General features: G+C 60.8%; 14 protein-coding genes. 12 read left to right on the top strand and 2 right to left on the bottom strand.

Features of this window, described 5'->3' with window-relative positions; translation table 11 throughout:
* Nucleotides 1-188: 188 nt before the first annotated feature.
* Nucleotides 189-1,010, bottom strand: a complete 822-nt coding sequence (locus tag V7080_RS15790; RefSeq protein WP_334189350.1) for an IclR family transcriptional regulator — start codon at nucleotides 1,008-1,010, stop codon at nucleotides 189-191.
* A 394-nt stretch (nucleotides 1,011-1,404) separates the two neighbouring features.
* Here V7080_RS15790 and V7080_RS15795 point away from each other — a divergent pair, with 394 nt between their 5' ends.
* From V7080_RS15795 to V7080_RS15845, 11 genes are all read left to right on the top strand, one after another.
* On the top strand, nucleotides 1,405-2,598 hold the full coding sequence (locus V7080_RS15795) for a CaiB/BaiF CoA transferase family protein (protein WP_334189351.1): 1,194 nt from the start codon (nucleotides 1,405-1,407) through the stop codon (nucleotides 2,596-2,598).
* 225 nt (nucleotides 2,599-2,823) lie between these two features.
* A complete protein-coding gene (locus V7080_RS15800; RefSeq protein ID WP_334189352.1) occupies nucleotides 2,824-3,813 on the top strand; it encodes a Bug family tripartite tricarboxylate transporter substrate binding protein in 990 nt (329 codons plus the stop codon).
* A gap of 58 nt (nucleotides 3,814-3,871) precedes the next feature.
* Nucleotides 3,872-4,597 (top strand): enoyl-CoA hydratase/isomerase family protein, encoded by a 726-nt coding sequence (locus V7080_RS15805; protein ID WP_334189353.1) that lies wholly within the window; start codon nucleotides 3,872-3,874, stop codon nucleotides 4,595-4,597.
* 85 nt (nucleotides 4,598-4,682) lie between these two features.
* A complete protein-coding gene (locus V7080_RS15810; protein ID WP_334189354.1) occupies nucleotides 4,683-5,912 on the top strand; it encodes an ABC transporter substrate-binding protein in 1,230 nt (409 codons plus the stop codon).
* Nucleotides 5,913-6,072: 160 nt separating this feature from the next.
* Nucleotides 6,073-7,224, top strand: a complete 1,152-nt coding sequence (locus V7080_RS15815) for an NADH:flavin oxidoreductase/NADH oxidase (protein WP_334189355.1) — start codon at nucleotides 6,073-6,075, stop codon at nucleotides 7,222-7,224.
* A gap of 146 nt (nucleotides 7,225-7,370) precedes the next feature.
* Nucleotides 7,371-7,568: an alpha/beta hydrolase domain-containing protein gene (locus V7080_RS15820; RefSeq protein WP_334189356.1), complete on the top strand. Its 198-nt coding sequence runs from the start codon at nucleotides 7,371-7,373 to the stop codon at nucleotides 7,566-7,568.
* A 368-nt stretch (nucleotides 7,569-7,936) separates the two neighbouring features.
* On the top strand, nucleotides 7,937-8,698 hold the full coding sequence (locus tag V7080_RS15825) for a DUF3348 domain-containing protein (protein ID WP_334189357.1): 762 nt from the start codon (nucleotides 7,937-7,939) through the stop codon (nucleotides 8,696-8,698).
* The gene (locus tag V7080_RS15830) at nucleotides 8,698-10,866 is read left to right on the top strand and encodes a DUF802 domain-containing protein (protein ID WP_334189358.1); all 2,169 of its coding nucleotides are present in this window, start codon (nucleotides 8,698-8,700) and stop codon (nucleotides 10,864-10,866) included. The genes V7080_RS15825 and V7080_RS15830 overlap by 1 nt, the downstream gene beginning before the upstream one ends.
* Nucleotides 10,866-11,510: an OmpA family protein gene (locus V7080_RS15835; RefSeq protein ID WP_442947239.1), complete on the top strand. Its 645-nt coding sequence runs from the start codon at nucleotides 10,866-10,868 to the stop codon at nucleotides 11,508-11,510. The genes V7080_RS15830 and V7080_RS15835 overlap by 1 nt, the downstream gene beginning before the upstream one ends.
* Nucleotides 11,497-12,237, top strand: coding sequence for a DUF2894 domain-containing protein (locus tag V7080_RS15840; RefSeq protein ID WP_334189362.1), 741 nt, complete (start codon nucleotides 11,497-11,499; stop codon nucleotides 12,235-12,237). The genes V7080_RS15835 and V7080_RS15840 overlap by 14 nt, the downstream gene beginning before the upstream one ends.
* A 247-nt stretch (nucleotides 12,238-12,484) precedes the next feature.
* Entirely contained in the window at nucleotides 12,485-12,904 is a 420-nt protein-coding gene (locus V7080_RS15845; RefSeq protein ID WP_334189360.1) for an acyl-CoA thioesterase, read from the top strand.
* A 256-nt stretch (nucleotides 12,905-13,160) separates the two neighbouring features.
* Here V7080_RS15845 and V7080_RS25420 read toward each other — a convergent pair whose 3' ends face one another.
* A complete protein-coding gene (locus V7080_RS25420; protein ID WP_442947240.1) occupies nucleotides 13,161-13,442 on the bottom strand; it encodes an Ig-like domain-containing protein in 282 nt (93 codons plus the stop codon).
* On the opposite strand from V7080_RS25420, the gene V7080_RS15850 reads away from it, so the two are divergent.
* Nucleotides 13,361-13,578: hypothetical protein (locus V7080_RS15850; RefSeq protein ID WP_334189361.1), on the top strand; the 218-nt coding region annotated here is incomplete at its 3' end. The genes V7080_RS25420 and V7080_RS15850 overlap by 82 nt on opposite strands.

Here is a 13,578-nt window from a genome sequence, read left to right on the forward strand (position 1 = left end):
AGCAAAAAAGGAGGTGGCCCGCCGGGGCCAGTCCCGGCTAGTCTCTTCGAAGAACTGTAGGCGTTGCAGTATCGAAGACACTCCGTCGCTCTAGATTCCCGCCTTCGCGGGAATGACAAACAATCCCCAAACATCATTTACACGATGGCTTCAACCTAACCGACAGTGACAAATCAATCTGTCCCACGTCACCCATGATCCGCAAGAACCGCCTCATCAATATCCCCACTCAGTCGCTTCTCGATCACTTCCGCTTCCCGCCGCAACGCAGCCGCCAACTGATGTTCTCGGGACGTAATCCGCTCCGACAGGGCAGCGATGCTGAGCGCCGCCACCGGACGTCCATTGCGGTCCCTCACCGCAACCGCGACACCGCTGATCTGCGGCACGACGGCGCCGACCAGCAAGGCATAGCCATTGCGTTTCGCCGCCGCGATGCTGTCCTTCAGCAGTTGCGGATTGATGCGCGGATACTGGGACAGGCGCGGCGGGATCTGCAGCAATGCGGCCTCGCATTCCGCATCGGTCATCGCGGCCAGCAGGCTGATGCCGCCCGAGCCGACACCCAGGGTGCGCCTGCTGCCGAGCTGCTGGAAGTTGGCCTGGATCGGATAACTGCCGGACTGCACATCGACGCAGACGGTTTCCACGCCGCTCAGCGCAGCCAGGATGCTCGTGTCGCCGAACTGGTTCGCGAGGCGCGTCAGGCTGGGCCGCGCAACCAGTCGCCAGTCGGTGCGTTCATGCGCGCATAAGCCGATGCGGGCGATTTCCGGCCCGAGCATATAGCGCTTGCTGACCGGATCGCGGCTGACCAGGTCTTCCTTGATCAGTGCGTCGAGGACACGCATCGCCGTCGATTTTTCGAAGCCGCAATACTGCGCGATATCGGTCAGGCGGGCGTTTCGCGGATCGGTCATCGCCTTCAGGATGCGGCATGCCTTTTCGATGGCGCCGGTCGATGAGTTCAATCCCTGATCGGATGCGCCCGTTTTGTCGTCAGCCGACATGAAGTCACCTTTGAAAACAGGAGTGGAATGCCACGGCGGTGCCGCCGTCACGGCAGGAACAACACCGGGCAGGCATTATATCGCCTCGGTTTGCGGTTGCGTACAGTGCAACTGCAAACCGGTATTCATCGTCAATCTCTCGTTTCAATCATGTTAAAACGTTATTCATGCGTTGCAAGACGCCTTTTTGGGCGGTAATATCGTCTTCGACCATGACAAATATCTAGTTGCATCAGGCGCAACCGGAGCGAGACGACTTGCCGGCGGTTGGCAGCAATTAAACGATGGCGCAGCCATCAGCATTGCATGCTTGACGAGAACCGGCAGACAGCCGAAGTACACCGACCAAGATCAACAGAGACATGCGACATACACGGCGGAGGAAGGGGATACAGTGGTTGACGAGGTGTTGAAACCCTACCAGGGCATCAAGGTGCTCGACCTGAGCCAGGGCATCGCGGGTCCCTCCGCCGCGGGCATTCTTGCCAGGCAGGGCGCGGAAGTCCTCAAGATTGAACCATTCGCGGGTGACTGGTCGCGGCTGATGGGGGGAGGAAACGATGGGATGACGCCCATGTCGGTTTCCCCGAACCTCGGCAAAAAATCGGTGTGCATCGATGCCACAACCGGGGACGGCGCGGCGCTGATCCGTCGCATGATCCGCGAATCCGATGTCGTGCTGGAGAGCTTTCGCCCCGGCGTCATGAGCAAGTTCGGTCTCGACTACGAGTCCGTCGTTGCGGACAACCAGCGCATCGTCTATCTATCGGTATCCGGCTTCGGTCAGGACGGGCCATCGCGGAACTTGCCCGGAGCCGATTCCGTTGTGCAGGCAATGAGCGGCATGATGGTGATGAACCGGGATGCCGAAGGCAATCCGCGGCGGGTGGGAATGCTGGTGGTCGATGCGGCCGCCGGAGTCTACGCGGCGCAATGCATCGGTGCCGCACTGTTCGCGCGCGAACGGTCCGGCCGCGGGCGATATATCGATCTCACCCTGTTGTCGGTGGCGGCGGCACTGCAGTCGGTGCCGGTGATCGACGACTTCGTCCATGCCGGCGTCGCCAAGCCGCCTGTGACGGTTCCGTCAGGCACCTTCCGCACCCGCGACGGCCTCGTCAATCTCACCGCGCTTCGCGACAAGATGTTCTTTGCGCTGGCGCGGGTCATCGGCCACGCCGAGTGGGAGCGCCAGCCGGACTACGCAACCAATCAGCTTCGCCTGTCCCGTGCCGCCGAGATCAACGAAAAAATCCAGGCCGCGCTGCTCGGCAACGACACGCAATTCTGGGTCGAGCGTTTTCAGCAGGAGGATGTCCTGTGCGCGCCCGTCCTGGACTATGCCGCGTTCCGCGCCCATCCACAGGTGCTGCACCAGGAGACGTTTCACCAGGTTGTGCAACCCGGCATGGGCAGCATTCCCGTCCCCGCGCTGCCGGGCATCGACGCGGTCGATCCGGATTGCGCGGCGCCATTCCTCGGGGAACACACGGAAGACGTATTGCGATCACTCGGCCTGCAAGCGGAAGAGATCGCGCTGCTGGAGGAAAAACGGATTGTGTATGTACGTCGCGGGCCGAAGCGATGAGCCGGAGCTGGGTCATTGCATCGACAGGAATGCCGGCGAAACGGGACATCACAGTGCGCCTGTATCGCTGCGACGTTGCGCGACAAGGTTGTGAGTTGCATGCGCATCGCATGTGCCCGAACAAGAACAATTCGTCGCAGGGGACATAAGCGGCAACAGCAGGAAAACCAGCTGGACAAATCGAATAACAACACGATTCTCACCAACAATAATCAGGAGACAACAATGACATCGAATCGCACCCCATACCGTCCCTTTCGCAAGCGTCTCGCCTTCGCCGCGCTGCTGTGCAGCCTGCCCCTGCTGGCGTATGCACAGAGTTACCCGGCGAAGCCGGTCAGGGTAGTGATTCCCTATCCGCCGGGCGGACCGACGGACATCCTGGGCCGCATCGTCGCGCAGGGATTGAGCGCCCGGCTGGGCCAGCAGTTCGTGGTGGAGAACAAGCCCGGCGCCAGCGGGATGATCGGTGCGGACATGGTGGCAAAGTCGCCGGCCGACGGTTACACGCTGCTGGTGAACGCATCCCTGCATGTGATCACGCCGAGCCTGTTCCTGAAAATGTCGCATGACCCGATCAAGGATTTCGCGCCGATCACCCAGATTGCGCAGGTGCCGCTCGTGCTCGTCGTGAATCAGCAGAACCCGGCGAAGTCCCTGAAGGACATCATCGCGCAGGCCAAGGCGCAGCCGGGAAAACTCGCGTATGCCTCATCGGGCAACGGCACGGCACCGCATCTTGCGGGCGAAGCATTCAAAATGGCGACGGGCGTCGACGTTCCCCACGTTCCCTACAAGGGCAGCGCACCGGCACTTGCCGACATCATCGGTGGTCACGTGACCTACATGTTCGACTCGCTGCCGTCGAGCACCAGCTTCATCAAGCAGGGGACGCTGCGTCCGCTGGCGGTCTCGACCACCAAGCGGGTCGGTTCCCTTCCCGACGTGCCGACGGTCGCCGAATCCGGCATACCAAATTTCGACATCAGCACCTGGTATGGCGTATGGGCGCCGGCGGGCACACCGAAGGACATCCTGCGGAAAGTCTCCGGCGAGATCAGCGCCATCCTGAAGGACCCGGAGGTTGCGAAGCGCATTGCGTCGATGGGATCGGACCCCGTCGGCAGCACGCCGGAAGAGTTCGATGCTTATGCCCGGTCCGAGCAGGTGAAGTTCGACCGCATTGTCAAGGCATCGGGCGCCAAGGCAGAATGAGCTTGCCGGCACAGCAGGGCAATACCGGCCGTCACCAGTGCATTCCTTTCCATTCGATATGACCGACACACCCTTTGACAACATCCTCCTGACGCGACAGGATGCGATCGCGACGATCACTCTCAACCGGCCGTCGGTCCGCAATGCATGCAATGCGCAAATGTGCAGTGATCTGATTGCCGCCGCGGCGATCCTGGCCGGAGACGCGACGGTACGGGTCGTCCTCATTCGCGGTGCGGGGAACGCCTTCTGTGCCGGCCTTGACCTCAAGGAGCAGCAAATGCTGGCGCCGTCCGAAAGACTTGCGCGCCGGGTGCATGGTTTCACCGCCTACGCCGCGATTGAACGGATTCCGCAGGCCGTCATCGGAATCGTCCACGGGCCGGCATTCGGTTCGGGATGTGAAATTGCCGGCGCGTGTGACTTCGTGCTGGCCAGTTCGGAGGCGACATTCTGCTACCCGGAAGTGGCGCGGGGCATCGTCGGCGCGACGCAGCGTTTGCCGCGCCTCGCGGGTATGCGCATGGCAAAGGAACTGCTATTCACCAGCCGGGTATTCGATGCCGGCGAGGCGAAGGAAATCGGCCTCGTCAATCATGTCTACAGGCCGGACGAGCTGGATGGCGCGGCAGCCGATATGGCCCGGCGGATCGCGTCGGCCGATCCCGTGACGCTGCGCCTGACCAAGCGCTGCGTGGAGCATGGCCTGGAGACGACCCGCGAAGGCGCAATGGCATTGGAGCTGCTGGCGATCGAGGAGAGCCTTCGCGATAAACCGGTTTAACGGCGTGTCGAATGGCCGCTCCACGGGCGGCTCTTCAACAGCCGGTTCGGCATTACAAATACCATTCCAAAAACAAGGAGACAACATGAAAATCAAAACCACACTGATTGCAGCCGCGACGATGCTTCTTTGCGCCGGCAGTATCCATGCACAACAACCCGGTGCAGCGCGCGTGTCCGACGATGCAGTGCGCATCGGCCTGTTGCTCGACATGACCAGCCTGTATGCCGACATCACCGGCACCGGCAGCGTGACGGCCGCGCAGATGGCCATCAGTGACTTCGGCGGCAAGGTGCTCGGCAAGCCGATCGAACTGGTCTTCACCGACCACCAGAACAAGGCCGACATCGCGGCCAACAAGGCGCGCGAGTGGTTCGACCGCGACAAGATCGATGCCATCCTCGATGTGGCCGCTTCCGGTCCGGCACTGGCAGTGGCGCCGATCGCAAAGGAAAAGAACAAGATCGCGGTCTTCAGCGGCCCGGGCTCGGTGCGCCTCACCAATGATGCCTGCACGCCCGTGACGGTGCACTACACCTACGATACCTATGCGCTGGCGAACTCCACCGCACGCGCCATCGTCGCCAATGGCGGCGACAGCTGGTTCTTCCTGACCGCCGACTACACCTTCGGTTCGACGCTGGAAAAGGACGCCACCGATGTCGTCACCGCCAACGGCGGCAAGGTGCTGGGTTCGGTGCGCCACCCGCTCAATGCATCCGACTTCTCATCCTTCCTGCTGCGCGCCCAGTCCTCGGGAGCGAAGGTCGTCGGACTGGCCAATGCCGGCGGCGACACCATCAATGCCGTCAAGGGCGCGCACGAATTCCAGCTCACCGCCGGCGGCAAGCAGAAGCTCGCCGGGTTGCTGGTGTATATCAATGACGTGCACACGCTGGGCCTCAATACCGCGCAAGGCATGCTGCTGACCACCGGCTTCTACTGGGACCGCAACGAGGAGACCCGCAAGTGGGCGCGGCGCTTTTTCGAGAAGCAGAAGAAGATGCCGAACATGAGCCAGGCAGGCCTGTACTCGTCAGTGATGCATTACCTGAAGGCGGTGCAGGCGGCCGGTACCGATGAGACTGGCGCGGTGATGGCGAAAATGAAGCAAACGCCGATCAACGACTTCTTTGCCACCAATGGCCGCATTCGCGAGGATGGCCGCATGGTGCACGATATGTACCTGATGGAAGTGAAGAAGCAATCCGAATCCAAATATCCCTGGGATTACTACAAGGAAGTATCCGTGGTCCCGGCCGATCGCGCATTCCAGCCGCTGTCGGCGTCGACATGCCCGCTGGTGAAGAAGTAATCCTCACCGGCAGCACCCTGTAATCCTGGCATGGCGGAGCGGCGCGGCACCGTGTCCCGCTCCGCCCCCGTCCTGCCGGATCGACACTGTCCCTCACTAGCCTTCACTAGCGGGACAGTGAAGTGCCGTGACGTCCACCAGCCACCCATACAAAGCAACCATGACCTCAAAGCTCTTTACGCCATTTTCGCTGCGCAGCCTGACTTTTCCCAATCGTGTCGTCATCGCGCCGATGTGTATGTACTCCGCCAGGGACGGCATGACCAACGATTTCCACTTCGTGCACTACGGACGCCTGGCGCTGGGCGGTGCCGGCGCGGTGATCGTCGAAGCCACCGCGGTACAGCCGCGGGGTCGTATTACCCATGGCGACCTGGGCTTGTGGTCCGATGAGCAGGTGCCCGGCCTGGCCCGCATTGCCGCATTCCTGAAGTCGCACGGCGCGGTCGCGGGCATCCAGCTCGCCCATGCCGGACGCAAGGCAAGCATGCAGCGTCCCTGGCATGGCAACGGTCCGCTCAACCAGGATGATTTCGACCGCAAGGAAGTGCCATGGGAAGTGTTTGCATCCAGCCCGGACCCGGTGTCCGATGGCTGGCTCGTTCCGAAGGAAATGTCGCTCGATGATATTGCGGCATTGAAGGAGGACTTTCGTTCAGCTGCCGCAAGGGCGCTGCAAGCCGGCTATGACTTCCTCGAACTGCACTGCGCGCATGGTTACCTGATGCACTCTTTTCTGTCGCCCCTGATCAACCGGCGGACGGACGCTTATGGAGGCAACCGTGAAGGCCGCATGAAGCTGCCGCTGGAGATCGCGGCGATATTGCGCGATGCATGGCCCGCCGACCGGCCGGTCTTCCTGCGCGTATCGGCGGTGGACAACGTGGAAGGCGGCTGGGGCATCGATGACACGGTCGCTTTTGCACAGGCACTCAGAGATATCGGCATCGACGTGCTCGATTGTTCATCGGGCGGTGTCGCTTCCGGCGCGATCTCGGCGCTCGGGCCCCGCGAGTATGGCTACCAGGTCGGCTTCGCCCAAGCGGTTCGCAGCCGCGCCGGGATGCCGACCATGGCGGTGGGGCTGATTCTCGATCCGGAGCATGCCGAGGAAATCGTTGCCGAAGGGCAGGCCGACCTGGTCGCCATCGGACGCGAGGCGCTGAACAATCCCAACTGGCCGACGCATGCGAGGGCGCAGCTGGAAGAACAGGGCCGGCGTAATTTCGACGCCTGGTTCCCGCAATTCGGATGGTGGCTGCAGCGGCGGGCAGCGACGCTGGAGAAAATCAAGCCCTGGCGCAAGCAGTAAGGCGCAGTCACACGATGCCGGATCAAACCGGTTTTGCCGTCGCACCGAGTGCGGTCAGCTTCCGCAGAAGGTCTTTCATGGACTCCCTCCTTCATATGATCAGTTTGTAGAACGAATGGAGAATTATTGAAAGACTGTATCCGTTTGTGTTCGACAAAATGAGACCGGTGCGCATGGCGCCCGGCGATCCCCGGCTCTCCCTGGAAGAGCGTTACCGGGATCATGCCGGCTATGTGCAGGCGGTAACCCAATCGGTCAACAGACTGGTAGAACAGAGGCTGCTGTTGCCTGCGGATGCGGAGCGATACATCAGTAGTGCGCAAGCGAGCAGCGTGCTGAAGTAAGCAAGAACGGAGGCTGCCTGCTTGCCGTCATCGAGCCGGCAAGCAGGCGGCCTACCGTCGATTGTCAAATTATGTAGTCTTTGAATCACGCAGGCCGCCGCGGCCTAACCCGCAGCAGCGCCCAATCGATAGCAGGGCGGCAAGTTGCATCCTCCCCGAACACGAATTTCGATGCGCAAGCGGCGCGCATTGTAACTACTGGTTGTTTGAGTTTCCTTTCTCCGTGGCATATAATCGCCATCCCTCTATGCCATGAAATGGCCGCCAGAACGGGCCCGGAGTTGATGAAGCATGGCCAAAACAGTATGCATCTGGATAGCGGCGCGGATCATGGTCCACGCTTTTTTCGATATTGATCGCCCCGTCCCATGACGCGAGCAGTCCCGCGTACAAGCTTCCACAGTTCAAAACTCATCCGTCGGCTCGCTGACCTGGGCCTGGTGGATGCTGTCGAACCGGGAACCGCATTCGCCGAGAAGCTGGGTGAATGGGTACACTTCGCCGATGCGATCACCTTGTCCGCCGTGCATGGCGGCAGCCCTGCAAGCCTAAGGACGAAGTCTCCGAGGGCGTACACCGCCGCCCGCGACGCCATCGATCTCGAATGCGGGCGGATCCAGACCTTCCTGGTCAATTCGATCACAAGAAGTTTCTCGCCCGCTTCGGGCAGGACGCACATCCAGTTGCCTGCCTTGCATCCGGAGCTGCCGATGAATTTCACTTCGGCCTATGCGCCATATCGCCGTTTCTATGAAGCGCATCAACGCGACATGGACACAAGCATCCGTCCGCTGCGTACCAACACCCGGGAAGCGCTTGCGAAGGCGTCGCCGGCGCTGGGGAAACTGGCGGAACTCGACGCCGCGCTGGAGACGATCCTGCGCGATCGCGAGAGCAGGTTGCTCATGAAGGTGCCGTCGCTCCTGAGAAGGCGATTCGAGGAATTATTCAAAGAGCATCAGCAGCGACTCGCTGATGCGCAGCAGGCAGACAATCCCACGGACTGGATGCGAGCAGGAGGCTGGCTGACGCGTTTTTGCAACGATATGCAAACACTGCTGCTGGCTGAAGTAGAGTTTCGCTTGCAACCGACCCTGGGACTCATTGAAGCATTCAAACAAGATACGTAATGAATAAACATTTGTTTTCGGTCGCCTTTCTACTCGGCGCACTTGGGGTGGCATGGGTAGGTGCCGGGTTCCTTCCTTCGAACCTGCTGGCACTCCTGATGACCGCCATCATCGGCGCGGTCTATGTGTTCGGCGCATTCGAGCTGCATCAGTTCCGTAAAGCGACAGCCACATTGACGGCGGCCCTGGCGGCGATACCGGATGATCTTCCAGCGCTCGACGACTTGCTGGGGCGTATGCATCCCACGCTGCAGAATCCGGTGCGGCTGCGTATTGAAGGTGAACGCGTCGCTCTGCCCGGTCCGGCGCTCACGCCGTATCTGGTCGGACTGCTGGTGATGCTGGGGATGCTGGGCACGTTCTTGGGAATGGTGGTCACCCTCAAGGGCGCGGTCTTTGCCCTGGAAAAAACAACCGATCTCCAGGCGATGCGGTCTGCGCTTGCCGTGCCGGTTTCCGGATTGGGCCTCGCGTTCGGCACCTCGGTGGCCGGTGTCGCCGCCTCCGCGATGCTCGGCCTGATGGCGGCACTTAGCCGACGCGACCGGATGCAGGCGGCACAATTGCTTGATACCAGGATCGCCACGGTCCTGCGCCGATTTTCACTGACCCACCAGCGCCAGGAAACCTTCAAGGCGCTGCAATTGCAATCCCAGGCATTGCCGGTGGTGGTCGACAAGTTGCAGGCGATGATGGCGCAGATGGAAAGCATGGGACAGCAGCTGAACCAGCGCCTGCTGAGCAACCAGGAAGGCTTTCACAGCAATGTCAAAACCGTGTACACCGATCTGGCCAGCGCCGTCGACAAGTCCTTGCGCGAGAGCCTGAGCCAAAGCGCGCATGTCGCCGGCGAAAGCATCAAGCCGGTGGTCGAGGCGGCGATGACGGAGATCGCGAGGGAGGCGAAGGCTATCCATGAACGCATGGCGGAGACGGTGCAACAGCAGCTCGATGGCCTTTCCGCCAGCTTCGGCACCAGCGCCGCAGGCGTGGCGGAAACATGGGCTGCGGCACTGAGCAAGCACGAACAGGCGAGTGCCGGAATGACCGCCGATGTGGGACGTACCCTGAATGCGTTCAACGACACATTTGCGCAGCGGTCAGGTGAGCTTGTCGCGACCGTTGCCGAGACATACTCCTGCCTCCAGGCCGCGCAGGCAGAGCACGATGCGCAACGACGGCAGGCATGGACAGAGTCGTTGAAGGGCATGACGGCGGCGCTTGCCGACGAGTTGAAACAGGTAGGCGAACAAACGCTTTCCCAACAGCAGATCATCTGCGAGACACTCACCCGGGCCGTGCAGGAAAGCACCGGGCAGGCGCAGGACAGTGCGCGCAATGCACTGGCGGAAACAACGCGCCTGATCGCATCCGCCGAAGAGTTGATGCAGTCCCGCGTTGTCGCGGAAGCGCAGTGGCTCGCGCAGCATCACGAGCGCATGGACCAGCTTGCCGGCATGTTGCGCGTGGAACTCGGCGCGCTCAAGGACGCGGAAGCCGCGCGTGGCGATGCGGCGGTCGAACGGCTGGGAGAGCTGCAGGCAGCACTGGCAAGCCATCTGACAACGCTGGGCACGGCGCTGGAAGAGCCGATCACGCGACTGATTCATACTGCCTCGGAAGCGCCGCGTGCAGCGGCGGAGGTGATCGGACAGCTGCGACAGCAGGTCTCCAGCAGTGTTGCTCGCGACAATGAACTGCTCGAGGAACGCAGCCGCATCATGGAAACATTGAGCACGCTGCTGGATGCAATCAACCATGCATCGGCTGAACAGCGCGCTGTCATCGACTCGCTCGTCGCTTCTTCCGCGGTGGCGCTCGGCAATGCCGGCACGGCGTTTTCGGAAAGCGTGAGCACCGAAGCGGCCAAACTCTCCGAGGTTGCCGCGTACGTCACCGGCAGCGCGGCCGACGTATCAAGCCTTAGTGAAGCCTTTGGGTTTGCGGTGCAATCCTTCAATGAAGCCAACGAGAAGCTGATCGCAAACCTGCAGCGCATCGAGGGCGCAATGGATAAATCCATGGCGAGAAGCGATGAGCAGCTTGCCTATTATGTTGCGCAGGCACGTGAAATCATCGATCTCAGCATGTCGTCGCAGAAGGAAGTGCTGGAGGAACTGCGCCAGATTCCGGCCAGGCAGGCTGTGTTTGCCGAAGAGGGCAGGTGATGGAAGAGAGTGACGCCGGCGTTGAACATACCGGACCTGTCTGGGCGGCTTTCGGCGACCTGATGTCGAGCCTGCTGGGCGCGTTCGTGCTGGTTCTGGTGGGCGTGGTCGGCGTCCAGATGGAACTGACATCGCACCTGCAGGACGAGGTGAAAAAACGCCAGGCCGAAGAGCAGCGGCGCATGAGCCTGGAAAAAGCCCTGGCGGTTCCGCTGGCTACCGGCCGCATCACCCTAAACAACGGACGCATCGGCATCAGCGGGCAGGTGCTGTTCGCGCTCAACTCGGATCAGTTGCAGCCTGAAGGCCGCCAGTTATTGCACAGCCTGGTGACGCCGTTGCAGGCATATCTCACGGCGCGCGGCGAGCTTCTCATGGTGAGCGGATTCACCGATGACAAGCCGATTCGGGGCGGACCGTTCGCCGACAATTGGGAGTTGTCGGCTCAGCGCGCACTGACGGTCACACGTACGTTGATTGAAGAGGGGATGCCTTCTTCCATGGTTTTCGCGGCGGCCTTCGGTGCGGAACAGCCGGTCGTGCCGAATGATGGCGATACCGCGCGTGCGCAGAACCGGCGGGTGGAAATGGCGCCGGTGCCGAGAACGTCGAATCCCAGCGTGCCGCCAAATGCAGGAGACTGACCAGCAAGAGATTGCAGATGTCTCACCGGCTTCGACCGGTGACGTCGGCGCGCTGATTGCCTCCCTGCGCAGTACCGGCGCCGACCTGTTTGACCCGGTACGCATGCACTATATCGAAGCGCTCGCCAGGCGCGCAAATGCGCATGGCGGTCGCGCCAGACAGGTCCTTGAAGACAGGCTTGCGAAGGAACTTGCGGCATTCAAGGAGCGCTTTGCCCATGCACAATGCCACGCCAGGGAACTGCTTGATCATGGCACGAAGCAATACCCGCACGCAGCCGGCACGCTGCAGGAGCTCTTTGATACTGGCAACTTCAAAGAACTGCGGAAGTCGATTTTTCTCCTGAAGAGCGAGGGGCAACGCATACTGTTGGCCGATCTTGTGCGTGACCTCAGTCAACACGCCGCAGTAGATACCGATGCCCGCTCCTGGGAGAAAGACGAAGCGCGCACCGAGCTGAAGACCATACGCAACTTCAGGAACACCTGGTCGAAACTGAGCGTCGACAAACAAGTTGCGCAAGCACTCGAACAAGCTCCGAAAAATGCCGGCCCCATCAATTCCCACATGCTGGTGCTGCGCTCACTGGCGCTGATGCGCGATATTTCTCCTGACTACCTCAACCGGTTCATGTCGTACGCAGAAACGTTGTTAAGCCTCGACCAATACGAAAAGGAAAAGGCGGTCAACCCAAAGAAGCAGTCGACAAAGGTGGCGAAAAAATAGCATTGCATTGCCGATTTGGACCACGGTTTTGCATTGCGAATGCGGCATCAAATGCTTTTCGTCGGCGAGGGTTTCATTCAGGCTCCTGCACGCAGAGCAACGAAACCTTTCCCTATAAGTCGGAGCCCTACGGCAATAGTTGTACGGCATTGATCCGTCCCGCCCCGGTTTGCCAAACAGGCTGGCATGATCCGATCTTTGCTAAGCTTTGGAGCTGCCGATATCGTCCCCATTTGGAGGAAAACCATTGAAACGAATATCTGTCTATCAGGTCGCGGTCGAGTTCGGTGATTGCGATCCTGCCCAGATCGTCTACTTCCCTAACTTCTTCCGATGGTTCGACGCCTCATCGCGCAAGTTCTTCATCGATTGCGGCGTACCGCCGTGGCGGGAAATGGAAAAGGCGAACGGCATCATCGGCACGCCAGTCGTCGAAGCCAGCTCGCGCTTTATATTGCCGGCCACCTATGGCGACAAGGTTGAAGTGCATACCAGCATCGAAGAGTGGCGTGAAAAAACATTCGTCATGAAGCACGCACTCAGTCGTGGCAATGATCTCCTCGCCGAAGGCCGCGATGTACGCGTATTCGCGATTCGCCATCCGGACGACAGTACGCGAATCAAGGCGGTACCGATTCCCGAGGAAATACGTCGGCTTTGCAGCTAGGTGACGATGGCCTGGATTGATCTGCCGCGAGGGCAGGTGAATCGTCCTCGTATCCCGGATACTGGCGAGCCTCTCGAAGTAGTGCCTCTCGCAGTCTGACGGCGAACGCCGCTTGTTGTAACCGTGGCCCCTCTCCGGACATGCACAGAATAGCCGACGCACTCTCCGGGAAGGAACCGCCATGTTTTCAAGTCACATTGCGGTCCTGGTCGCACAGCAGGGAAGCTAGCTACGCTTTTACCCGGGAATGCGCCAATCAACTACCCTTCACCACTCGGAAACTGAGGCTGGTTCTGCTGGAATTGTTGGCGGCATCATAGGCAACCGCCGAAAGTGTATGCGTCCCTGCCGGAACCGAATACATGCTCCAGCGACCGCGTAAAGAAGAGCCCAGCGCATACCCTATCTGCCTGCCGTCCAGCAGCAGCAAGATCCTGGTTACCTGCTTGTTGTCGCTTGCGGCTACGTTCACCGTCAGGAAGGTCGTCACAGTCGTGTTGTTGGTCGGGGCAACAAACCGCACTGAGGGCGCAGTCACATCTGGCGCAGGTGCTGGGGCCGGAGCTGGAGCAGGCGCTGGAGCAGGTGCTGGGGCCGGAGCTGGAGCAGGCGCTGGAGCAGGCGCTGGAGCTGGAGCAGGCGCTGGAGCAGGCGCTGGAGCTGGAGCAGGAGCC

Source organism: Noviherbaspirillum sp., from assembly GCF_036846085.1.
Lineage (GTDB): Bacteria > Pseudomonadota > Gammaproteobacteria > Burkholderiales > Burkholderiaceae_D > Noviherbaspirillum.

Excerpts from the sequence above, each read along its gene's own strand:
- V7080_RS15825 (WP_334189357.1), top strand. The coding sequence starts at position 7,937 with ATGACGCGAGCAGTCCCGCGTACAAGCTTCCACAGTTCAAAACTCATC.
- V7080_RS15800 (WP_334189352.1), top strand. The coding sequence starts at position 2,824 with ATGACATCGAATCGCACCCCATACCGTCCCTTTCGCAAGCGTCTCGCC.
- V7080_RS15835 (WP_442947239.1), top strand. The coding sequence starts at position 10,866 with ATGGAAGAGAGTGACGCCGGCGTTGAACATACCGGACCTGTCTGGGCG.
- V7080_RS15805 (WP_334189353.1), top strand. The coding sequence starts at position 3,872 with ATGACCGACACACCCTTTGACAACATCCTCCTGACGCGACAGGATGCG.
- V7080_RS15830 (WP_334189358.1), top strand. The coding sequence starts at position 8,698 with ATGAATAAACATTTGTTTTCGGTCGCCTTTCTACTCGGCGCACTTGGG.
- V7080_RS15840 (WP_334189362.1), top strand. The coding sequence starts at position 11,497 with ATGCAGGAGACTGACCAGCAAGAGATTGCAGATGTCTCACCGGCTTCG.
- V7080_RS15790 (WP_334189350.1), bottom strand. The coding sequence starts at position 1,010 with ATGTCGGCTGACGACAAAACGGGCGCATCCGATCAGGGATTGAACTCA.
- V7080_RS15810 (WP_334189354.1), top strand. The coding sequence starts at position 4,683 with ATGAAAATCAAAACCACACTGATTGCAGCCGCGACGATGCTTCTTTGC.
- V7080_RS15815 (WP_334189355.1), top strand. The coding sequence starts at position 6,073 with ATGACCTCAAAGCTCTTTACGCCATTTTCGCTGCGCAGCCTGACTTTT.